The sequence below is a fragment of the Streptomyces sp. NPDC086835 genome (assembly GCF_044745705.1).
GTDB lineage: Bacteria > Actinomycetota > Actinomycetes > Streptomycetales > Streptomycetaceae > Streptomyces.
On the sequence record NZ_JBIVAU010000001.1, the window covers coordinates 858,784 to 878,940 of the forward strand.

Sequence of the window (20,157 nt, forward strand, 5' to 3'; positions counted from 1 at the left end):
GCCGTACATCGAATTCAGGATGTACGGACCGACGTGTCGCTGCGACCATGACAGGCATGCCCCAAGCCCCCTCGAACGCGCAGAAGTCGCTCGCCCCCGCGCCCACCACGCCCTCGCCCCGTACCTGGGCGGTGATCCTCGCCGCGTGCGCCGGCGCGTTCCTCGTCGTGCTGGACGTGTCGGTGGTGAACGTGGCGCTGCCGTCGATGCGTGCCGACCTCGGACTCTCCGCGACGGGGCTGCAATGGGTGCTCAACGCGTACTCGATCGCGTTCGCCGGGTTCATGCTCCTCGGCGGGCGGGCCGCGGACATATTCGGCCGCAAGCGGATGTTCATCGTCGGGCTGAGCCTGTTCACCGCCGCGTCCGTCGCGGGCGGACTCGCCCAGGAGGGCTGGCAGTTGCCGGCCGCACGCGCCGTGCAGGGACTCGGCGCGGCCGTGCTCGCGCCGGCGACGCTGACCATCATCACCTCCGCCGTGCCGCCGGGCCCGGCACGGACCCGCGCGATCGCCACCTGGGCGGCCGTCGGAGCCGCGGGTGGCGCGGCGGGCGGGTTCGTCGGCGGGGTGCTGACCGACCTGCTGTCGTGGCGCTGGGTGCTGCTGATCAACGTCCCCGTCGGCGTGCTGGTGCTGGCCGCCGCCGTCCTGTGGCTGACGGAGAGCCGCACCGGCGGCAGCCGCCGGCTCGATCTGCCCGGGGCGGTCCTGGTGACGGGCGGCCTGGCCGCCGTCGCGTACGGCATCGTGCAGACGGAGGAGTCCGGCTGGGGCGCCGGCCGGACACTGCTGCCCCTGCTCGGCGGGCTCGCGCTGCTCGGCCTGTTCCTGGTGGTGGAGGCCAGGGCGAAGGCCCCGCTCATGCCGCTGAAGCTGTTCCGCTCGCGGGCCGTGTCGGCCGCCAACGTGTCCATGCTGGTGACCGGTTCCGCGTCCTTCGCGATGTGGTTCTTCATGACGGTGTACGCCCAGAACGTCCTCGGCTACACGCCGCTGGAGGCCGGCCTCGCCCTCGTCCCCAGCTCCGTCAGCGTCATCGTCGGCTCGAAACTGGCGCCGTCGCTGATGGCCAGAGGCGGCGCGCGCAACGTCGCCGTCCTCGGCACCCTGATCGCCGCGACCGGATTCGGCTGGCAGTCCACGATGACCGCCGACGGCACGTACCTCACGTCGATCGCCGGCCCCGGCATCCTGATGATGGCGGGCATCGGCCTGGCCGCCACGCCGCTCGCCGCCCTCGCCACGTCGGGCGCGGACCCCGACGACGCGGGCCTCGTCTCCGGCCTCATCAACACCTCCCGCACGATGGGCGGCGCGCTCGGCCTGTCGATCCTGTCGACGGTCGCCGCCGCACGCTCCGGCGGCGCGACCGGGCCGGAGGACCTGACGGCCGGTTACGCGCTGGCCTTCCGTACGGGGACGGGCGTGCTCCTCGCGGGCGCGGTGCTCATGCTGCTGTGGCTGCCGCGGCCCGCGGCGGACCGGGCGTGACCGCAGTGGGGCAGGCCGGGTGCGTCAGTCAGAGCCAGCCCTGCTCCCGGGCGGCCCGGGCGGCCTCCATGCGGTTGCGGGTTCCCGTCTTGCCGATCGCCGACGACAGGTGGTTCCGCACGGCCGACTCCGACAGGTGCAGCTTTTCCGAGATGCCGGCGACCGTCGCCCCGTCCACCGACGCGCCGAGAGCGTCCCGTTCCCCGGCCGTCAGCGGGTTCGGCCCGGCGCCGAGCGCTGTCGCGGCCAGCGCCGGATCGACGACCGTCTCGCCGGTCAGTACCCGCCGAATCGCCTGGGCCAGCTCCTCCACCGGCCCGTCCTTGACGAGGAACCCGGCCGCCCCCGCCTCCATGGCCCGCCGCAGACAGCCCGGCCTGCCGAACGTGGTGAGGATCAGCACCCGGCAGTCCGGCACCTCCCGCGCCAGGTCGGCGGCGGCGTCCAGGCCGCTGAGCCCCGGGAGTTCGATGTCGAGCAGCGCCACGTCCGGCCGGGACGTGAGCGCCGCCTCCACGATCTGATCGCCGCGCCCCACCTGCGCCACCACGTCGATGTCGGCCTCCAGACCGAGCAGCAGGGCGAGCCCGCCCCGCATCATGCCCTGGTCCTCCGCGAGAAGGACACGCACGGACTTCGCCGGTCTGTGATCGCGGGGCATCTCGTTCATGGAGTCAGGCTACGACCGTGACCGGCACCTCGGCGGTCACGCGGAAGCCGCCCTGCGGGGCCGGGCCCGGCATCAGCGTGCCGCCCGCCGCGGCGAGCCGTTCCGAGAGTCCCGCAGACCGCTGCCGGGCGGGCCCGGCGACGGGCCGGGGCCGGACCGGCCGGTGACGAATGTCCCGCGCGTGGGCGGACACCGGGCGGATCTGACGTTGCGTCAGCAGTCTTCACAACCTTCCGAGGTCGCGCTATACATAGGGCCATCGGCCTAGAACGCGTTCTAGAACGGCTCGCCTGGCCGGTCCCGTACGACCTCGGTGCGGCCGACGGTGCGGACGGCCGTGCCGAGGTCTTCACCTCACCGAGGAGCAGCAGTCCCATGCCCATTGACGCCGCCAGGGCCGTCGCCGCGGAGCCCCGCTCCACCACCGTCACCTGGGACCACAAGGACATCCAGCTGTACCACCTCGGCGTGGGCGCCGGCCGCCCCGCCACCGACCCCGACGAACTGCGCTACACCCTCGAGTCCCGGCTCCACGTGCTGCCGAGCTTCGCCACCGTCGCGGGGGCGGGCAAGGGTGTCGTCGGCGGCCTCGACCTCCCCGGGCTCGACATCCGGCTCGCGTCCGTGCTCCACGGCGGCCAGCGCGTCGAACTGCACCGCCCGATCCCCGTCACCGGCACGGCCACCTCCACCTCGCGGATCGCCGCGGTGTACGACAAGGGGAAGGCCGCGATCCTCGTCCTGCGTACCGAGGCGGCCGACGACGACGGGCCCCTGTGGACCAGCGACGCCCAGCTCTTCGTACGCGGCGAGGGCGGCTTCGGCGGGGAACGCGGGCCGTCCGAGCGCCTCGACCTCCCGGGCCGCGCCCCCGACCGGACCGTGGAACGGCACATCCGCGAGGACCAGGCCCTGCTCTACCGGCTCTCCGGCGACCTCAACCCCCTGCACGCCGACCCCGACTTCGCCAAGCTCGCCGGCTTCGACCGGCCGATCCTGCACGGCCTGTGCACGTACGGCACGACGCTGAAGGCCGTCATCGACACCCTGCTCGGCGGGGACGTCACCCGCGTCCGCTCGTACCGCACCCGCTTCGCGGGCGTCGTCTTCCCCGGCGAGACCCTCCGCATCCGGATGTGGGACCTGCCCGGCGGGGTCCAGGTCGTGGTGACCGCCGCCGACCGGGACGAGGCCCCCGTCCTCGCCGACACCCTCGTAGAAACCGTGTGAAGGGAGCCGCACCATGCGCGCAGCCGTAGTGCACGAGATCGGCCAGGACAAACTCGAAGTCCTCGACGACGTCGAGGCGGTGGGCTTCGGCCCCGGCAAGGTGCGGATCCGGATCAGGGCCACCGGCCTGTGCCACTCCGACGTCTCCGCCATGAACGGTGTGCTGCCGCAGCCCGCCCCCTTCGTGCCCGGCCACGAGGGCGCCGGAGAGATCCTCGACGTCGGCGACGGGGTCAGCGGACTCAGCGCCGGCGACCGGGTGCTGATGTGCTGGCTGGCCGCCTGCGGGGCCTGCGCCTCCTGCAAACGGGGGCAGGGCCATCTGTGCCTGGCCGGGTTCATGAACGCCGGCACGCCCAACTTCCGCCGCCCCGGCGGAGACGTCTTCGGCTTCGCGGGCACCGGCACCTTCACCGAGGAGGTCGTCGTCGACGCGGGCTGCGCGGTGCCGATACCCGACGACGTCCCCTTCGACATCGCCGCCCTCATCGGCTGCGGCGTCACCACCGGACTCGGCGCGGCCATCAACACGGCAAAGGTGGAAACCGGTTCCTCCGTCGCCGTCATCGGCTGCGGCGGCGTCGGCATCTCCGCCATCCAGGGCGCGAAACTGCGAGGCGCGGCGCAGATCGTCGCCGTCGACCCCGTCGCGTCCAGGCGCGAGGCGGCCCTGCGGTTCGGTGCGACGGAAGCGGTGGCGCCGGAGGCGCTCGGCGACGCCAAGCAGCGGATCACCGCGGGGGAGGGGTTCGACTACGTCTTCGAGGTCGTCGGGAAGTCGGCGACGACCCGCACGGCCTACGATACGACCCGGCGCGGCGGGACGCTGTGCGTCGTCGGCGCCGGCGCGATGGACGACCACGTGCGGTTCAACATGTTCGAGCTGTTCTTCGACGAGAAGCGCATCCTGCCGTCCCTGTACGGCGGCGGGGACGTGCTGCGCTCCTACGAGCGGGCCATCGCGCTCTGGCGGGCGGGCCGGATCGACCTGGCGGGCCTCATCACCCACCGGGTGCCGCTGGCCGGCATCAACGACGCGGTGGCGCAGATGCGCAGCGGCGAGGCCCTGCGCACGTGCATCGAGATCTGAGGGGGACGGCACGCATGTCTCTCCCCCTCGAAGGCCTGAGCGCGATCGTCACCGGCGCGGGGCGCGGACTCGGCCGGGCCGAGGCCCTGGAACTCGCCCGGCTCGGCGCGGCGGTCGTCGTCAACGACTACGGGCAGCCCGGGCGCGACGGCACGGGGTCGTCGTCCGGCACGCCCGCGTCAGCCGTCGCCGAGGAGATCCGCGCCGCCGGCGGCCGGGCAGTGGCCCACCACGGCGACGTCGCCGACTTCGAGTCGGCGCGCGCACTGATCGACCTGGTAGTGCGCGAGTACGGCAAGCTGGACATCCTCGTCAACAACGCGGGCATCCTGCGCGACCGGATGGTCTTCTCGATGAGCGAGGACGAGTGGGACGCGGTCATCCGGGTCCACCTCAAGGGCCACTTCAACACCACGCGATTCGCGGCCGCGCACTGGAGAGAACGGGCCAAGGCGGCGGCGGACGGCCAGGTGTACGGACGGATCGTCAACACCTCCTCCGAGGCGTTCCTCGCCGGCTCTGCGGGCCAGCCCAACTACGCGGCCGCGAAAGGCGGCATCGTCGGCCTGACGACTTCGACGGCGCTCGCCCTCGCGAAGTACGGCGTCACGGCGAACGTCATCTGTCCCCGGGCGAGGACCAGGATGACGGAGGACGTCTTCGCGGGCTTCGCGGAAGCGGAACCGGGCGGCTTCGACGCCCTGTCGCCGGAGCACGTCGCGCCGCTGGTGGGCTACCTGTCCTCACCCGCCGCGGCCGTCGTCAACGGCCAACTGCTGGTCGTGCACGGTGGGATGGTGGCGGTGGTGGAACGCCCCCGGGTGGCGGCGAAGTTCGACGCGTCACTGTCGAAGGGCCCGACGTTCAGCTTCGAGGAACTTGACGGGGTCCTGACGCCGTACTTCGGGGCGATGCCACGGGGCGAGACGTTCGCGGCGGGGGAGGTGCTGGGGCTGAGGCGGGGGTAGTGGGGGCGGGCGCGTGGCCGCTGGGCGGAGCGTTCTCCCCACCCCGCCCCTGCCCGCTGTATCGATGTGCGGCTCCGCCGCGTGGGTGGGGCTTCGCCCGGACCCGGTACCGCGCGCCGCGGTGTCCTCGCCCCTACGGCCTGGCGGCCGTGGGAGGCGCCCCCAGGCGGGCTGAAATGCCGCTGTGCGGCACTCAGCCCGTCGGCGGAGACACTCCGGCCTTGCCGGGCAACTCCAGCCCCGCCGCCAACTCCAGCCCTGTCGGCGGCTCCACCATCGCCGGCGGGGCATTTCGAGCCCCGCCGGCGATTGAGGCGCGGGGGCCCTGGGGCAGAGCTTCCGAAACACCGCGCGAAGCGCGGTACGGGATCCGGGACTTGCCCCGGTTCGGGAAGTGGGGTCCCCCCACGGCCGCCAGGCCGTCGGGGGAGGGGTGGGGAAACGCCCGCCGCAGGCGCCACCCGCCCCGCCGTCACGCTCCGTCGCCCCCAGACGGCCTCCGATGCCGCCCCCGCCCCGGCGCCGACGACTCGTCCTTCGCCGCCGCACCACCCCGGTGCCTACCGGGCCCCGCGCCCGGACTCGCGCCGCCGCCGGCTTCGCCCCGCCCCGCCGCCGCAGGCTGCGGGCGCGGGCGCGTGTGGGTCGTGTCGGTTCGGGCTTCTGACATGTGGGAAGTCACCCCGTAGAAAATCGCTGCTTACATGTGTCGCAGGCCCCCGCCCACCGGCCGGAACCGTGGCCCGGGTCGCCCCGGCCCGTGAGTCTAACCACGGGAACCACGCCCGGTGAGCGGCGCCTGCTGCAACGGAACCGGCCTGCACACAGCAGGACAGTCGGAGCCGTCGCGCGGTTCCCCACCTGCGGCTTCCGCTTGTGCCGGTTCTGTGGCCGCCATGTGACCGAAGGTTTCTGCAGAGGCGCAGAGGGCTTCCGGAACCTCCATACGGATCACCCCGCACGGCACCGACTCGGTCACGCACGGCAGTTGGAGCACGCCGTCCCGGTTCCAGGTCCCGGCACCCGCCAACCACCCGACAGGAGCAGCGAGTTGAATCATCCGGCGGGCCGAGGGGCGCCACAGGCCCACCCAGCTGCCGGCCGCGCCGTCGATCCGCAGGGCCACCGCGCAGCTCTCCGGCATCAAGACCTGCCCCGGCTGCACCGCGAACGGCGTCACCAGCGCGTCCGGCAGCCGCAGGCTCCGGGGGAAACGCACCGGCCGGGCGCTGCCCAGCACGCCCCAGCCGAGCCGGTCCTGTCCGGGCCCTGGCGCGTTCGAACGGATCAGCAGTAGACCGCTGTCGGCGTCCGCGAGCAGCAGCCGGTCGTCGCTCTCCTCCGTGATCTGCAGCAGCGGCGTCACCTCGCCGCCGCGCGCCAGGTCGACCACGACCGTCTTGACCGGACCGCCGTCCGCCCGCCTGCGGTCCAGCGCGAGCAGCCGTCCCGCGCGGTCCAGCCACGCGCCGCCCGAGCAGTGCCCCGCCACCTCCGCGACGCGCTCGGGGCCGCGGGCGCCGCCCGCCACCAGCCAGACGCCGGTGGAATGCGCATTCGGCACCAGGGCGTAGGCGAGGACCCCGTCCGGGGACGGGGGCAGCAGGGTCAACTCCTCGGTGGAGACGGCCCCGAGGGGCAGTTCACCCGTCGCCGGACCGGTCGGGTACAGCAGGGAGAACGTGTGCCGTTCCGCGACCCGGCGGCTGATCAGCACCCGGCCGTCGGAGAGCGGCAGCACCTGTGCGTCGCGCTCCTCCGGCTGGTCGAGCGGCAGCGGAACGGCGTACGGCTCAAGGCCGTCGAGGGTCCAGCGCTCGGGGAACAGCGCCTCGCCCGTCCCCGCCAGGCGGGCTCCGTACGTGCCGTCCGCGGTGATCGCGATCGCCGGGGCCGCCGCGCCGCGAGGGACCTCCGCGCCGCTCGTGGTCCGCGCGCCGTCCGAACCGTCCGTACTCGCCACCGCCCCGTCCGCCGCGGCGGTCTCGATGGCACAGGCTGTCATCGATGCCTCACCTCCGGCCTTTGAAGCTAGGTATCGCACTTCCTGCCGAACAGCACGAGAGGGCTCTCTTCACACATAAGGGTGGCCATGCCCTGATTCGCCTGAGATTGAGGGGGCGGTTGTGCTGCCTCGCCTGCCCGTGCTTAAGGTAAGGCCCACCTAAGTACCGGATCAGGAGCACGTCATGTCCCTACGCCGCCGCGGCACCGCCGCCGCAGTCGCCCTCGCAGCCGCTCTCTCCCTCGCCGCCTGCGGCGGCGGTGCGGACAAGGACGCGGGCGCCAAGGCGGACGACGGCGGCAAGAAGGCCGTGGCCCAGGGCGGCAAGGACTTCGGTGACGCCGCCGCCAAGACGGCGGCGATGGGCACGGACGCCAAGGCCGGCGAGTTCCCCCGCACCATCACTCACGCCCTCGGCAAGACCGAGATAAAGGCCGCGCCCAAGCGGGTCGTCGTCCTCGACGTCGGCGAGCTGGACAACGTCGCCTCCCTCGGCATGCAGCCCGTCGGCTACGCGCCCACCGAAGGCGACGACGGCATCCCCGGCTACCTGAAGAAGGAAGCCGGCAGCCCCAAGAACGTCGGCACCATCAACAGCCTCAACCTCGAGGCCATCGCCGCGCTCAAGCCGGACCTGATCCTCGGCAGCCAGCTGCGCGCGAGCGACAAGTACAAGGAGCTGTCGCAGATCGCGCCGACGGTCTTCTCCATCCGCCCGGGCTTCACCTGGAAGGAGAACTACCTCCTCAACGCCGCTGCGCTCGACAGGACCGCGGAGGCGAAGGCCAAGCTCGGCGAGTACGAGAAGAAGGCGAAGCAGCTCGGCACCGACCTCGGCGAGAACAAGCCGACGGTCACCATGCTCCGTTACATGCCGGGCAAGATCCGCCTCTACGCGAAGGCGTCCTTCATCGGCACGATCCTCGACGACGCCGGCATCCCGCGGCCGAAGAACCAGCAGATCAACGACCTCGCCGCCGAGATCAGCCCGGAGAAGATGGACGAGGCCGACGCCGACTGGATCTTCACCGGCGTCTACGGCGACCCGTCGAAGACCAAGCGCGACACCGCCGAGTCCAACCCGTTGTGGAAGGACCTGAAGGCCGTGAAGGCCGGGCAGGCCAAGGACGTTCCCGACGAGACCTGGTACCTGGGTCTCGGCGTCACCGCCGCCGGCGAGGTCCTCGACGACCTGCGCGGCTTCCTCGCCAAGTAGGGCACGGCCGCACAGGCGGGCGGGGCAGGTAGCCTTTGCTGCGTGCCCCGTCTGTCTGAAGTCATCTCCGCGCTCGACGCCCTCTGGCCCCCAGAGCGGGCCGAAGAGTGGGACGCCGTCGGCACCGTCTGCGGAGACCCCGACGCCGAGGTCCTCCGGGTGCTGTTCGCCGTCGACCCCGTCCAGGACGTCGTCGAAGAGGCGCAGCGGCTCGGCGCCGACCTGCTCGTCACCCACCACCCGCTCTATCTGCGCGGCACGACGACGGTCGCGGCCGGCCACTTCAAGGGCCGGGTCGTGCATACACTGATCAAGAACGACATCGCCCTGCACGTCGCGCACACCAACGCCGACACCGCCGACCCCGGCGTCTCCGACGCCCTCGCCGGCGCGCTGGACCTGCGCGTCGTACGGCCCCTGGTGCCCGACGCCTCGGACCCGAACGGCCGCCGCGGCCTCGGCCGTGTGTGCGAGCTGGATCATCCTGAGACGCTGCGCGAGTTCGCGGCACGCGCCGCGAAGCGGCTGCCCGCCACCGCGCAGGGCATCCGCCTCGCCGGCGACCCCGACGCGACGGTCCGCACCGTCGCGGTGAGCGGCGGCTCCGGCGACAGCCTCTTCGACCACGTGCGCGCCGCCGGTGTGGACGCCTTCCTCACCGCGGACCTGCGCCACCACCCGGCGTCCGAGGCCACCCAGCACTCGCCGCTCGGCCTGGTCGACGCCGCGCACTGGGCGACCGAATGGCCCTGGTGCGAACAGGCCGCGGCGCAGCTCGACGCGATTTCCGACCGGTACGGCTGGGACCTGCGGGTCCACGTCTCCACGACGGTCACCGACCCCTGGTCCTCCCACCACGATTCCTCTGGAGCCCCCAACTGAACGCCGCGCCCGCCGACCAGATCCGACTTCTCGACGTCCAGTCCCTCGACCGGCGCCTGTCGCAGCTCGAGCACAAGCGCCAGTCGCTGCCCGAGCACGCCGAGATCGAGTCGCTCACCAAGGACCTCACGCAGCTGCGTGACCTGCTCGTCGCCGCGCAGACCGAGGAGAGCGACACCGCCCGCGAGCAGACCAAGGCGGAGCAGGACGTCGACCAGGTGCGCCAGCGCGCCACCCGCGACCAGCAGCGGCTCGACTCCGGCGCCATCACCTCGCCCAAGGACCTGGAGAACCTTCAGCGGGAGATCGTCTCCCTCGCCAAGCGCCAGGGCGACCTGGAGGACATCGTCCTCGAGGTCATGGAGCGCCGTGAGTCCGTGCAGGAGCGCGTCGCCGAACTGACGGAGCGGGTCTCCTCCGTGCAGGCCAAGGTCGACGCCGCCACCGCCCGCAGGGACGCCGCCGAACAGGAACTCGACAGCGAGGCCGCGTCCGTCACCAAGGAGCGCGAGGTCGTCGCCGGCTCGGTCCCCGCCGACCTGATGAAGCTGTACGAGAAGCTCCGTGCCCAGCAGGGCGGCGTGGGCGCGGCCCGGCTGTTCCAGCGCCGCTGCGAGGGCTGCCAGCTCGAGCTGAACATCACCGAACTGAACGAGGTCCGCGCCGCCGCGCCCGACACGGTCCTGCGCTGCGAGAACTGCCGCCGCATCCTCGTCCGCACGTCCGAATCGGGGCTGTAGTGCCGGTACCGCGCGAGTTCGTCGTCGAGGCCGACGGCGGCTCACGAGGCAACCCCGGCCCCGCCGGCTACGGCGCGGTCGTCCTCGACCCGGTCTCCGGCGAGACGCTCGCCGAGGCCGCGGAGTACATCGGCGTGGCGACCAACAACGTGGCCGAGTACAAGGGCCTCGTCGCCGGTCTCAAGGCGGCCCACGCCCTGGACCCGGAGGCGCTCGTCCGCGTACGGATGGACTCCAAACTGGTCGTCGAGCAGATGTCGGGCCGCTGGAAGATCAAGCACCCCGACATGAAGCCGCTGGCCGCGGAGGCCGCACGCGTCTTCCCGCCCGCGCAGGTCACCTACGAGTGGATCCCCCGCGAGCGCAACAAGCACGCCGACCGGCTCGCCAACGAGGCGATGGACGCGGGCAAGCAGGGCAAGCAGTGGGAGCCGTCGCGCTCCACCGCGGCCCTCGACGCACGCGACGCGGAAGCGGCGCGTGTGGTGGGCGACGCGGCGGCCGGCGCGGCGAAGGCCCGGGCGGCGCTCGTCCGCACCGGGGGCGCGTCCGTTGCCACCGCTCCCACCGCTCCCACCGCTCCCGCCGTCTCCGACGCGGTCGCGGGGGCGGAGCTTCTGGCGACGCCGGCGGCCCCGTCCGCCGGATGGGGCGCCCCCGACCTGGGCCTGCCCGCCACGTTCGTCATGCTCCGCCACGGCGAGACGGTGCTCACCCCCGAGAAGCGCTTCTCGGGCAGCGGCGGCAGCGACCCGGTGCTCTCCGCCGTCGGCCGCCGCCAGGCCGACGCCGTCGCCGCGGCGCTCGCCGGGCGCGGCACGATCCAGGCGATCATCAGCTCCCCGCTGCGGCGCTGCCGTGAGACGGCCGACGCCGTCGCGGCGAAGCTGGGCCTCGGCGTGAGCATCGAGGAAGGCCTGCGCGAGACCGACTTCGCGGCGTGGGAGGGCCTGACCTACGCGGAGGTACGGGAGCGCTACCCCGACGACCTCGAAGCGTGGCTCGCCTCCCCGAAGGCCGCGCCGACGGGCGGCGGCGAAAGCTTCGCCACGGTGGCGAGGCGGGTCGCCGCGACGCGCGACAAGCTCCTCGCCCTGCACCAGGGCCGCACGATCCTCCTCGTCACCCACGTGACCCCGGTCAAGACCCTGGTCCGCCTGGCCCTCGGCGCCCCACCGGAGTCGCTGTTCCGGATGGAACTGTCGGCGGCGTCGCTGTCGGCGGTGGCGTACTACGCGGACGGCAACGCGTCGCTGCGGCTGCTGAACGACACGTCGCACTTGCGGTGACGGCGGGGGGCGGGTGCGTGTCGCCTGCGGCGGGCGTGTTCCCCTACCCGCCCCTTCCCGAAACCGGGGCAAGCCCCGGACCCCGTACGGCCTTCGGCCGTGCCCTCAATCGCCGGGCGGGCTGACTTTGTCAGCCTCGCCGGCGTTTGAGGCGCGGGGGTCCGGTGGGGGTCCCCCCACGCCGCCAGGCGTAGGGGGAGGAGCCCCCGGTTACGGGAAGGGGCGGGGTGGGGAGCAGGCCCCGCGCAGCGGCCACGCACCCGCGGCCGCCCTCCGGGGCCGACACGCGCCGGCACTCCGCCGCCACCTACACCGCCCTGCGACCCCCCAGCCCCGCAGCCTCCCGCGCCAGGGACTCGACGCGGGGCCAGTCCCCGGACGTCAGCGCGGCCGGCGGCAGCATCCACGTGCCGCCGACGCAGGCGACGTTCGGGAGACTCAGATACGCCGGGGCCGTGGCCAGCGACACCCCGCCCGTCGGGCAGAAGCGGGCCTGGGGGAGCGGGCCGGCGAGGGACTTGAGGTAGGGCGTGCCGCCCGCCGCCTCCGCGGGGAAGAACTTCATGTCCGTCACCCCGCGTTCCAGCAGGGCCACCACCTCCGACGTCGTGGACACACCGGGCAGGAACGGCACGCCGGACGCCTTCATCGCGTCGAGCAGGGTGTCCGTCCAGCCGGGGCTGACGAGGAAGCGTGCTCCGGCCGCCACCGCCGAGGAGACGCCGGCCGGTGAGATCACCGTGCCGGCGCCGACGACCGCGTCGGGCACCTCCGCCGCGATCGCGCGGATCGCGTCGAGCGCGGCCTGTGTCCGCAGCGTCACCTCGATCGCCGGCAGACCGCCCGCGACGAGGGCGCGGGCGAGCGGTACGGCAGTGGCGGCGTCGTCGACGACGACGACAGGGATCACGGGGGCGAGGCCGAGTACGGAGGTCATGCGCCCCATCCTGCCCAGCCCGAGCAGCAGGCGCAACGCGCGTTGCGCGTGCTGCAACGGCTAGTGGATCTCGGAGACCACCACGTCCAGCGCCCACGGCTTCCCGGCCTTCGCCGGCGGCTCCGCCTCGACCACGTGTCCGAGGTCCCGCAGCGCCTCCACCAGTGCGGCCGGCGACCTGGGCGCCGCGCCGGCCTCCAGCAGGCTGCGGACGATGCGGCCCTTCGTCGCCTTGTTGAAGTGACTGACCACGGACCGCTTCTCGACCCCGGTCGATTCATCGATCCGGGAGTGCAGCACCCGCACCGTCGCCGTACGGCTCGCCACCTCGCCCTTCGGCTTCCACGCCGCCGTGTACGCCGACGACCGCAGGTCGAGCACCAGCCCGCCGCCGGCCTCCTCGGGCAGTACGGACTCCATCGGGCCGCGCCAGTACGCCCCGAGCGCGCCGAGGCCCGGCAGCTTCACGCCCATCGAGCAGCGGTACGGCGGGATACGGTCGCCGATCCGGACCGCGCCCCACAGCCCGGAGAACACCAGCAGCGCCTGCCGGGCCCGCCGGCGCGCGGACGCGTCGAGCGTGGCGAGGCCCAGCGCGTCGTACAGGACGCCGGTGTAGATCTCACCGGCCGGCCGGGTCCCCGCCGTCCGCAGTTCCACGTTCTTCGCGATCTCGCCGCGCAGTCCCTCGCTCAGGCCGAGGACCTGCTGCGCCTTCGTCTCGTCGGCGGCGCACAGCTCGACCAGCTCGTCGAGCACCGCCGCCCGTGCCTCCGCGAGCCCCGGCAGGGACAGTGACTCCGGCTTCAGCGGAGCCCCGCGGCCGGAATCGGCCTTGCCCTCCGACGGCGGCAACAGCACAAGCACGGCAGGTCTCCTTCGTACGGACACGGGGTGGGGGTGCGGCCCCGCGCCAGAGTACAAAGGCCGCCCCGCCCCGCCGAAATGCCACCACCCCCGCCGCGACCTACGCTCGGTCCATGCCCCGCCGCCACATGAAAGCGACCGGCGCAGCCGAGGCCCCGCTGCGCGCCGCCCTGCGTGAGCTGCGCACGACGCTCGACGTGCCGGGGGACTTCCCGGCAGCGGCCCTCGCCGAGGCCGCGACCGCTGTCAGGGCCCCGCGGCTGCCCGCCGAGGACGCCACGGACATCCCCTTCTTCACCATCGACCCGCCTGGCTCCGTCGACCTCGACCAGGCGATGCACCTCGCCCGCCGCGACGGGGGCTATCGCGTCCACTACGCGATCGCCGACGTCGCCGCCTTCGTCACGCCGGGCTCCGCGCTGGACGCAGAGGCCCACCGGAGGGTGCAGACCCTCTACTTCCCCGACGGGAAGGTCCCCCTCCACCCGCCCGGTCTCTCCGAAGGGGCCGCCAGCCTGCTGCCCGGCCAGAGCGCCCCCGCGCTGCTGTGGCGGATCGACCTCGACGCGGAAGGGCGCACGGTCGCCACGGACGTGCGCCGGGCGCTCGTACGCAGCCGGGCCAGGCTGGACTACGAAGGAGCGCAGCGGCAGATCGACACCGGCACGGCGGAGGAACCGCTGGCCCTGCTCAAGGACATCGGCACCCTGCGCGAGGCGCTCGAGGTCGAACGCGGCGGGATCTCCCTCAACGTCCCCGAGCAGGAGGTCACCGAGCGGGACGGCGGGTACGTCCTCGAGTACCGCGCCCCGCGCCCCGCCGACGGCTGGAACGCCCAGATCTCCCTCCTGACCGGCATGGCCGCCGCCGGCCTCATGACCGCGTCGGGCACCGGCATCCTGCGCACCCTGCCCACCGCCCCGGACGGGGCCGTTGCGCGGCTGCGCCGCTCGGCGAAGGCGCTGCACGTCGACTGGCCCCACCACGTCTCGTACGCGGACCTCGTCCGCTCCCTCGACCCGCGCGAGCCGCGCAACGCGGCCTTCCTCCAGGAGTGCACGACGCTGCTGCGCGGCGCCGGGTACACGGCGTTCACCGGCGGAGTGCTTCCGGTGCCGGCCGTCCACGCGGCGGTCGCCGCCGAGTACACGCACTGCACCGCGCCGCTGCGCCGGCTCGTCGACCGCTACGCGGGCGAGCTGTGCCTGGCGGCCGTCGCGGGGCAGGAGCCGCCGGAGTGGGTGGCCGCCGCCCTGGAGACCCTCCCCAAGGAGATGGCCGAGGGCGGCCGGCGCGGCAACACCGTCGAGCGCGAATGCCTCGACATCGTCGAAGCGATCGTGCTGCGGGACCGGATCGGCGAGGTCTTCGACGCGGTCGTCGTCGACGTGAAGGAGAACGACCCGGCGGCCGGCACCGTCCACCTCGAGGACCCCGCCGTGGTGGCGCGCGTCGAAGGCGGCGACGGCGCGCTGCCGTTGGGGGAGCGGCTGAGGGTGCGGCTCACCGAGGCAGACCCGGGGCGGGCGAAGGTGCGGTTCACGCCGGCGTGACCGGCGCCTTCGCCGGGCGCTCCCCGGCGACCGCCTCCCGCAGGGCCTTTGCGAACGCCCTGGCGTCGTCGGCGTGGACGCGGACCGTTCGGACGGGCCGCTCCCGCCCCAGCAGACCCGTGTACGTCACCGGCTCGGACAGTTCCAGCGTCACCGACGTCTGCCCGGCGATCTTCAGGTCGAGGACCTCGTCCTGCTGCTCGTGCGTGAAAAGCAGCTCGTACCGTACGGACGCGATCCGCTCCAGCGGTATCCGCAGGTCCACATGGCCTGCCTGGCGCAGCCGCAGCGTGTCCGCGGACAGGACGTGCGGGCGGGTGACGGAAGCGGCCTGGAGGCCCAGCATGAACAGGACGGTGTAGACGTCGACGACGAGCAGCACGGCGTGCACGGCCGGCCAGTTCCGGAACAGCACGGCCATGACGACCGTCTCGACGGCGCAGACGAAGGTGAAGCCGTACATCAGCGCGGCCTGGTCCCGGGCGTGCCCGAAAGCGCGGTCGTCCGGCCCGACGCCGTCACGGCGCCACGCGACCCGGAGGACCAGGCTGTACATCAGCCGCAGTTCGTGGCCGACGAGCCGCAGCACGGGCAGCGGTACGAGCTCGGCCAGCGCCTCCCGCCCGGTCAGCCCGCCCCTGCGGAGCCGCAGATAGGCGAGCACCTCCGCGGCGAGCAGCAGCACGACGGCCACCTCGGCGACGGCGAGGACGACGGCCGGGATCCGCACACCGCCCACCAGACACATGGCGAGCAACAGTTCTGCGGGCAGCACCGCGTAGGCCACGCCCCGCAGGGCGCTGAGCAGCCGGTTCACCGGGCACGCTCCATGACCAGCCGCAGGGCACGCTCCACGACGGCGGCCTGCGCGGGCGAGAAGTCCGCGAGGAACGCGTCCAGGAACCCCTCCTGGGGCGGGCCGTCCGTGCCGAGCTGCGCCACCACCTCGTCGGGCAGCACGTCGGCGAGGCCCTGGGCCGTCCGCTCCACCCTCGGGTCGGCCGGGTCGGCGTCCGCGAGCGCGTCGAGCTCCTCGTACAGCGCGTACGCGCGTTCCATGGCACCTGGCGCCTCGGTCATCCGGCGCATCGCCCCCATCAGCCGCTCCTGCTCCGCAGGGGGCGCCATCGTGTCCAGCAGCGCCAGCAGCTCACGGTCCTTGGCCGCGATCGCCGGCTCCGGCCCGGGCAGCGCCGCGGACGCGCGCGCCATGTCCCCGAACAGCTCCGCCAGCATCGGCGACACCGGCCCCTCGGGGGGCAGTCGCCCCTCCCGCGCCTGCTCGAGCAGCGGGGCCAGCCGCGCCCGCCGCTCATGGATCAGCGCCTCCTGCCGCCCGAGGTCGGCGTCCAGTTCCTCCAGCACCTCGACGAGATCCCGCCCCGCGTCCTCGGCGAGCACGTCGCGCACCTCGTCGAGCCCGAGCCCCAGCTCGGTGAGCCGCCGGATCCGCGCGAGCAGCACGGCGTCGCGGACGGTGTACTCCCGGTACCCGTTGGGCAGCCGGACGGGCTCGGGCAGCAGCCCCAGATGGTGGTAGTGCCTGACGGCCCGCGTGGTCACACCGACCATCGCGGCGATCTCTCCGATTCGCATGACTTCAGTAGAAACGTTGACGCCGCGACAAGGTCAAGCGCCGCCGGTGGGGTGCGGAAGGCCGTCACGTTCCCTTGATCGTGTGCCACGATCGAGGGAACGACCCCGATCACACGGACTGGCGGGTGCCTCGATGTCCGACGCTGACGACATGACTGCCGTGCCGCACGAACCGATCACGCAGGCGGGCGACGTCCTGCTGGAGGGCTTCCTGGCGCTGGACACGCCGGAGGGCTTCCGGGCGGAACTGATCGAGGGGGAGATCGTCGTGACACCGCCGCCTGACGGGGACCACGAGAACTACATCAACAAGATCGTCAAACAGATCATCAGGCGATCACGGACGGACATGGACTTCTCCGGGAACAAGGGGCTGACGCTGAGGCCGGCCACCGGTTCCGCGAGGAACCACGTCATCCCGGAATGCACCCTCGCCCCGGCGGAGCTGAGTGTCTTCGAAGGTGCGGACTCCTGGATGCCCTGCGACGGAGTGGCGATGGTGCTGGAGGTCACCTCCACCCGTCCCCAGGCCGACCGCGAGGCCAAGCGCCGCGCGTACGCCCAGGGCGTGATCCCGCTCTACCTCCTGGTGGACAGGGAAGCTTCGGCCCTGACGCTCTTCACCGACCCGGAGCGCGGTGACTACCGCGAGCGGCACACGGTCCCGTTCGGCAAGCCGCTCGCCCTCCCCGAGCCGTTCGGCTTCGACCTGGAGACCGCCGACTTCCTCTGAAACGCCAGGTAGCATGGTCACCACGGCAGACGAGCCGGGCGGACGGCCGCGTGGGGATCAGCAGTGATCCTCCCGAGGAACGTCCGGGCTCCACAGGGCAGGGTGGTGGCTAACGGCCACCCGGGGTGACCCGCGGGACAGTGCCACAGAAAACAGACCGCCGAGGACCTCGGTCCTCGGTAAGGGTGAAACGGTGGTGTAAGAGACCACCAGCGCCTGAGGTGACTCAGGCGGCTAGGTAAACCCCACCTGGAGCAAGGTCAAGAGGGGCCGCCGGAAGGTGGTCCTGCGCGGACGTCCGAGGGCTGCCCGCCCGAGTCCGCGGGTAGACCGCACGAGGCCGGCGGCAACGCCGGTCCTAGATGGATGGCCGTCGCCCCGACGACCGCGAGGTCCCGGGGCACAGAACCCGGCGTACAGCCCGACTCGTCTGCCCCACTCGCGTGTTGTGCCCGGCAGGGCCTCCGACCCGCGTCGGAGGCCCTGCCGGTGATCAGGCCTTGGTCGACTCGCTGCACAGCCAGTCGCCGTTGCGGACGCCGTCCTTGCTGCGGACGATGCAGACCCGCACCGTGTCGTTCTCGGTCAGGTCGTAGTTGCACGTCGTGATGCCGGTGCCGGGCTGGCCGATGCTGGTCGTGTCGTAGCAGCCGGTCCGGTGGTCCCGCCAGCCCCACGCGTCCATGTTGATCTTCTGCCAGCGCTCGATCTTGGCCTGCACCGAGTAGCCGTCCGCGGACGTGTCGGTCACATAGAGCCAGTCACCGTCGGGGTAGAACGTCGCCGTCCCCCAGGACCGGCTGACACTCACGTTGAGGCCGCTCGCGGAGGCGGAACCTGCCATGCCGACCACGAGGGCACCGCTCGCGACGATTGCCATGCCGGCCGTTACCGCCTTGCTGCGCATCATGAAGTGTTCCCTTTCCGTAGACATGTGTTCGATGGCGTCCAGATCAAACCGCTGCCGACGAACAGGTGTCAACGAGGTTTCGCGAAAGGGGAGTTGGCGGCTTGCACCGAGGGCCGTCCGGTCATCTGTCACACGCCCTGCCGGGCGTTCCGCCTCCACACCGCGTGCAACGCCGGCGAGTGGGCGGGCGCCGGGCGGGCCGGGCAGACGTCGGCGTGGCTGACCCGGCAGGTGTCGGAAGGGGTGGCCGATCGCAGGTGGACCGCCGTGCCGTCACCCGCGATGCGCCAGCGGTGGCCGACGGGGACCGTGGAGACCATGAGGGCGCCGGGCTCGATGAGCATCCAGCGGCCGTGCACGGTGCGGTGCCGCTCCGCGGTGCTGCCGCAATCGCGGCAGGTCACGGAGCTCGGGGCGGCGGCGGCCGTGCGGGTCGCGAACGTCAGCGCGTCGCCCGCGGCCGTCAGGATGTCGCCCAGCCGGACGGGATCGCTGCCGGACCTCGTGGGGTGTTCGCACCGTGCGCACAACACGGCGCGGCGGCCGGCGTCCAGGCGGGCGCCCGGGCCGTCACAGGCAGCACATCGAAAGCCCAACTCCGGCCCCCCGAAGCTCCGTTACAGCGCGATGCTTCCTTCCCCACCCTGAAGTCTTCCGAGAGTGACGATTTCGAAACCAGGCGTACGGGCGCGTGCGGCTCAGGTCTCCAGGGAGCGGGACGCCACGCGGTCGAGGTGGGACGCGAAGACCTCCGCCGCGTCCGGGGTGAGTGTGCGCAGTGCCACCATGGCCGTGATGATCACGTCGCACAGCTCGGCCTCGACGTCCTGCCAGTTGTGTGTCGTGCCCTTGCGCGGGTTCTGGCCCTTCGCGCCGATGACCGCCTGCGCGACCTCGCCCACCTCCTCGGAGAGCTTCAGTACGCGCAGCAGGACCTCCTGCTCCGGCGGGTACTTGGTGTGCGCGTGCAGCCAGTCGTGCAGGCGGCCGATCGTCTCCCAGTCGGTGTCCGTGTGCTCCATGACCGCAGAGTGCCACGGTGCGGCGGCCGGTGGAGGAGAACGCAAAGGCGCCGGGCCCTGACGTCCTCGCGGTGCCGACCGTCCGTCAGCCCCGCCCGACGAACGGCATGTTCGTCGCCATCACCGTCACGAACTGCACGTTCGCCTCCAGCGGCAGTTCCGCCATGTGCCGTACGGTCCGGGCCACGTCGGCCGCGTCCATCACCGGTTCCGGCGCCATCCGGCCGTCGGCCTGGAGGACGCCCGACTGCATGGCGCCGGTCATCTCGGTCGCCGCGTTGCCGATGTCGATCTGGCCGCAGGCGATCGAGTACGGACGGCCGTCCAGCGAAAGGGACTTCGTCAGGCCGGTCAGCGCGTGCTTGGTCGCGGTGTACGGCGCCGAGTTCGGGCGCGGCGCGTGCGCGGAGACCGATCCGTTGTTGATGATCCGGCCGCCCTGCGGGTCCTGGTCCTTCATCTGGCGGAACGCCGCCTGCGCGCACAGGAACGCCCCGTTCAGGTTGGTGTCGACGACCTTGCGCCAGGCGGAGAACTCCAGGTCCTCGAAGCGGATGCCGCCGGGCCCGAACGTGCCCGCGTTGTTGAAGAGGAGGTCGAGCCGCCCGTAGCGTTCGCGCACCGTGGCGAAGAGGGCCGCCACCGCGTCGGGGTCGGTCACGTCCGTCGGCACGCAGAGCACGTCCGCGTCGGGCCGGACGTCACGGATCTGTGCCGCGGTCTCCTCCAGAGACTCGTTACGCCGACCGGCGAGCGCCACTGCCCACTTCGGGCGAACGGTCGAACTGGTGGCCGCGTCCTGTCCTGCCCGTGCCAGTTCCAGTGCCACGCTCCGGCCGATGCCGGAGCCCGCGCCTGTCACCACCGCGATTCTCACTACAGCGTTCATGCTTGCGCAGCGTACGCGCATGCGTCGTACACGGATCTCATCCGACCGCCATGCGGATGTTGTGTCC

At 72.7% G+C, this 20,157-nt stretch carries 21 protein-coding genes and 1 other RNA gene; 11 read left to right on the forward strand and 11 right to left on the reverse strand.

What is annotated here, in order from left to right; genetic code table 11:
* The first annotated feature begins 47 nt into the window (after positions 1–47).
* The gene (locus tag ACIPJI_RS03990) at positions 48–1,493 is read left to right on the forward strand and encodes an MFS transporter (RefSeq protein WP_402244336.1); all 1,446 of its coding nucleotides are present in this window, start codon (positions 48–50) and stop codon (positions 1,491–1,493) included.
* A 28-nt stretch (positions 1,494–1,521) separates the two neighbouring features.
* Here the strand turns inward: ACIPJI_RS03990 and ACIPJI_RS03995 are convergent, their stop codons facing one another.
* Together ACIPJI_RS03995 and ACIPJI_RS04000 are read right to left on the reverse strand one after the other, a co-directional pair.
* A complete protein-coding gene (locus tag ACIPJI_RS03995; RefSeq protein ID WP_402244338.1) occupies positions 1,522–2,163 on the reverse strand; it encodes a response regulator in 642 nt (213 codons plus the stop codon).
* Between the two features lie 4 nt (positions 2,164–2,167).
* Positions 2,168–2,356 (reverse strand): hypothetical protein, encoded by a 189-nt coding sequence (locus ACIPJI_RS04000; protein ID WP_402244339.1) that lies wholly within the window; start codon positions 2,354–2,356, stop codon positions 2,168–2,170.
* Between the two features lie 182 nt (positions 2,357–2,538).
* Here ACIPJI_RS04000 and ACIPJI_RS04005 point away from each other — a divergent pair, with 182 nt between their 5' ends.
* Genes ACIPJI_RS04005 through ACIPJI_RS04015 form a run of 3 tightly spaced genes read left to right on the forward strand, consistent with a single transcriptional unit; the run spans position 2,539 to position 5,451 of the window.
* A complete protein-coding gene (locus tag ACIPJI_RS04005) occupies positions 2,539–3,393 on the forward strand; it encodes a MaoC/PaaZ C-terminal domain-containing protein (protein ID WP_356619118.1) in 855 nt (284 codons plus the stop codon).
* Between the two features lie 13 nt (positions 3,394–3,406).
* Complete coding sequence (locus ACIPJI_RS04010; RefSeq protein ID WP_402244341.1) at positions 3,407–4,483, forward strand: Zn-dependent alcohol dehydrogenase; 1,077 nt, start codon at positions 3,407–3,409, stop codon at positions 4,481–4,483.
* 14 nt (positions 4,484–4,497) lie between these two features.
* Complete coding sequence (locus ACIPJI_RS04015; RefSeq protein ID WP_356619122.1) at positions 4,498–5,451, forward strand: 3-oxoacyl-ACP reductase; 954 nt, start codon at positions 4,498–4,500, stop codon at positions 5,449–5,451.
* Between the two features lie 766 nt (positions 5,452–6,217).
* Here ACIPJI_RS04015 and ACIPJI_RS04020 read toward each other — a convergent pair.
* The gene (locus ACIPJI_RS04020; RefSeq protein ID WP_402244343.1) at positions 6,218–7,456 is read right to left on the reverse strand and encodes a hypothetical protein; all 1,239 of its coding nucleotides are present in this window, start codon (positions 7,454–7,456) and stop codon (positions 6,218–6,220) included.
* A 184-nt stretch (positions 7,457–7,640) separates the two neighbouring features.
* On the opposite strand from ACIPJI_RS04020, the gene ACIPJI_RS04025 reads away from it, so the two are divergent.
* Genes ACIPJI_RS04025 through ACIPJI_RS04040 form a run of 4 tightly spaced genes read left to right on the forward strand, consistent with a single transcriptional unit; the run spans position 7,641 to position 11,583 of the window.
* A complete protein-coding gene (locus ACIPJI_RS04025) occupies positions 7,641–8,672 on the forward strand; it encodes an ABC transporter substrate-binding protein (protein ID WP_402244345.1) in 1,032 nt (343 codons plus the stop codon).
* Between the two features lie 42 nt (positions 8,673–8,714).
* Positions 8,715–9,554 (forward strand): Nif3-like dinuclear metal center hexameric protein, encoded by an 840-nt coding sequence (locus ACIPJI_RS04030; protein ID WP_356619128.1) that lies wholly within the window; start codon positions 8,715–8,717, stop codon positions 9,552–9,554.
* Positions 9,551–10,294: a zinc ribbon domain-containing protein gene (locus ACIPJI_RS04035; protein WP_307710338.1), complete on the forward strand. Its 744-nt coding sequence runs from the start codon at positions 9,551–9,553 to the stop codon at positions 10,292–10,294. The genes ACIPJI_RS04030 and ACIPJI_RS04035 overlap by 4 nt, the downstream gene beginning before the upstream one ends.
* The gene (locus ACIPJI_RS04040; protein ID WP_402244347.1) at positions 10,294–11,583 is read left to right on the forward strand and encodes a bifunctional RNase H/acid phosphatase; all 1,290 of its coding nucleotides are present in this window, start codon (positions 10,294–10,296) and stop codon (positions 11,581–11,583) included. Before ACIPJI_RS04035 ends, ACIPJI_RS04040 begins: the two co-directional genes overlap by 1 nt.
* Before the next feature lie 307 nt (positions 11,584–11,890).
* Here ACIPJI_RS04040 and eda read toward each other — a convergent pair whose 3' ends face one another.
* Positions 11,891–12,520 carry a bifunctional 4-hydroxy-2-oxoglutarate aldolase/2-dehydro-3-deoxy-phosphogluconate aldolase gene (gene eda / locus ACIPJI_RS04045; RefSeq protein ID WP_402244349.1) on the reverse strand — a complete coding sequence of 210 codons (630 nt, stop codon included), beginning with the start codon at positions 12,518–12,520 and terminating at the stop codon, positions 11,891–11,893.
* Positions 12,521–12,580: 60 nt separating this feature from the next.
* The gene (gene yaaA / locus ACIPJI_RS04050) at positions 12,581–13,387 is read right to left on the reverse strand and encodes a peroxide stress protein YaaA (protein ID WP_402244351.1); all 807 of its coding nucleotides are present in this window, start codon (positions 13,385–13,387) and stop codon (positions 12,581–12,583) included.
* Between the two features lie 113 nt (positions 13,388–13,500).
* On the opposite strand from yaaA, the gene ACIPJI_RS04055 reads away from it, so the two are divergent.
* On the forward strand, positions 13,501–14,940 hold the full coding sequence (locus tag ACIPJI_RS04055) for an RNB domain-containing ribonuclease (RefSeq protein WP_307706150.1): 1,440 nt from the start codon (positions 13,501–13,503) through the stop codon (positions 14,938–14,940).
* Here ACIPJI_RS04055 and ACIPJI_RS04060 read toward each other — a convergent pair.
* Entirely contained in the window at positions 14,927–15,757 is an 831-nt protein-coding gene (locus ACIPJI_RS04060; protein WP_402244353.1) for a hypothetical protein, read from the reverse strand. The two genes, ACIPJI_RS04055 and ACIPJI_RS04060, sit on opposite strands and share 14 nt — an antisense overlap.
* A complete protein-coding gene (locus tag ACIPJI_RS04065; RefSeq protein ID WP_402244355.1) occupies positions 15,754–16,536 on the reverse strand; it encodes a MerR family transcriptional regulator in 783 nt (260 codons plus the stop codon). The genes ACIPJI_RS04060 and ACIPJI_RS04065 overlap by 4 nt, the downstream gene beginning before the upstream one ends.
* A 151-nt stretch (positions 16,537–16,687) precedes the next feature.
* On the opposite strand from ACIPJI_RS04065, the gene ACIPJI_RS04070 reads away from it, so the two are divergent.
* Positions 16,688–17,269 carry a Uma2 family endonuclease gene (locus ACIPJI_RS04070; RefSeq protein WP_402244742.1) on the forward strand — a complete coding sequence of 194 codons (582 nt, stop codon included), beginning with the start codon at positions 16,688–16,690 and terminating at the stop codon, positions 17,267–17,269.
* Positions 17,270–17,299: 30 nt separating this feature from the next.
* Positions 17,300–17,702, forward strand: an RNA gene (gene rnpB / locus ACIPJI_RS04075) — RNase P RNA component class A.
* Between the two features lie 60 nt (positions 17,703–17,762).
* Here the strand turns inward: rnpB and ACIPJI_RS04080 are convergent.
* The 4 genes from ACIPJI_RS04080 to ACIPJI_RS04095 form a co-directional block, all read right to left on the reverse strand.
* Positions 17,763–18,179 carry a hypothetical protein gene (locus ACIPJI_RS04080; RefSeq protein ID WP_402244357.1) on the reverse strand — a complete coding sequence of 139 codons (417 nt, stop codon included), beginning with the start codon at positions 18,177–18,179 and terminating at the stop codon, positions 17,763–17,765.
* A gap of 128 nt (positions 18,180–18,307) precedes the next feature.
* A complete protein-coding gene (locus ACIPJI_RS04085; RefSeq protein ID WP_402244359.1) occupies positions 18,308–18,712 on the reverse strand; it encodes a DUF6083 domain-containing protein in 405 nt (134 codons plus the stop codon).
* Positions 18,713–18,877: 165 nt separating this feature from the next.
* Entirely contained in the window at positions 18,878–19,201 is a 324-nt protein-coding gene (locus ACIPJI_RS04090; protein ID WP_356619146.1) for a MazG-like family protein, read from the reverse strand.
* Between the two features lie 85 nt (positions 19,202–19,286).
* Positions 19,287–20,090: an SDR family oxidoreductase gene (locus ACIPJI_RS04095; RefSeq protein WP_402244361.1), complete on the reverse strand. Its 804-nt coding sequence runs from the start codon at positions 20,088–20,090 to the stop codon at positions 19,287–19,289.
* Positions 20,091–20,157 lie beyond the last annotated feature (67 nt).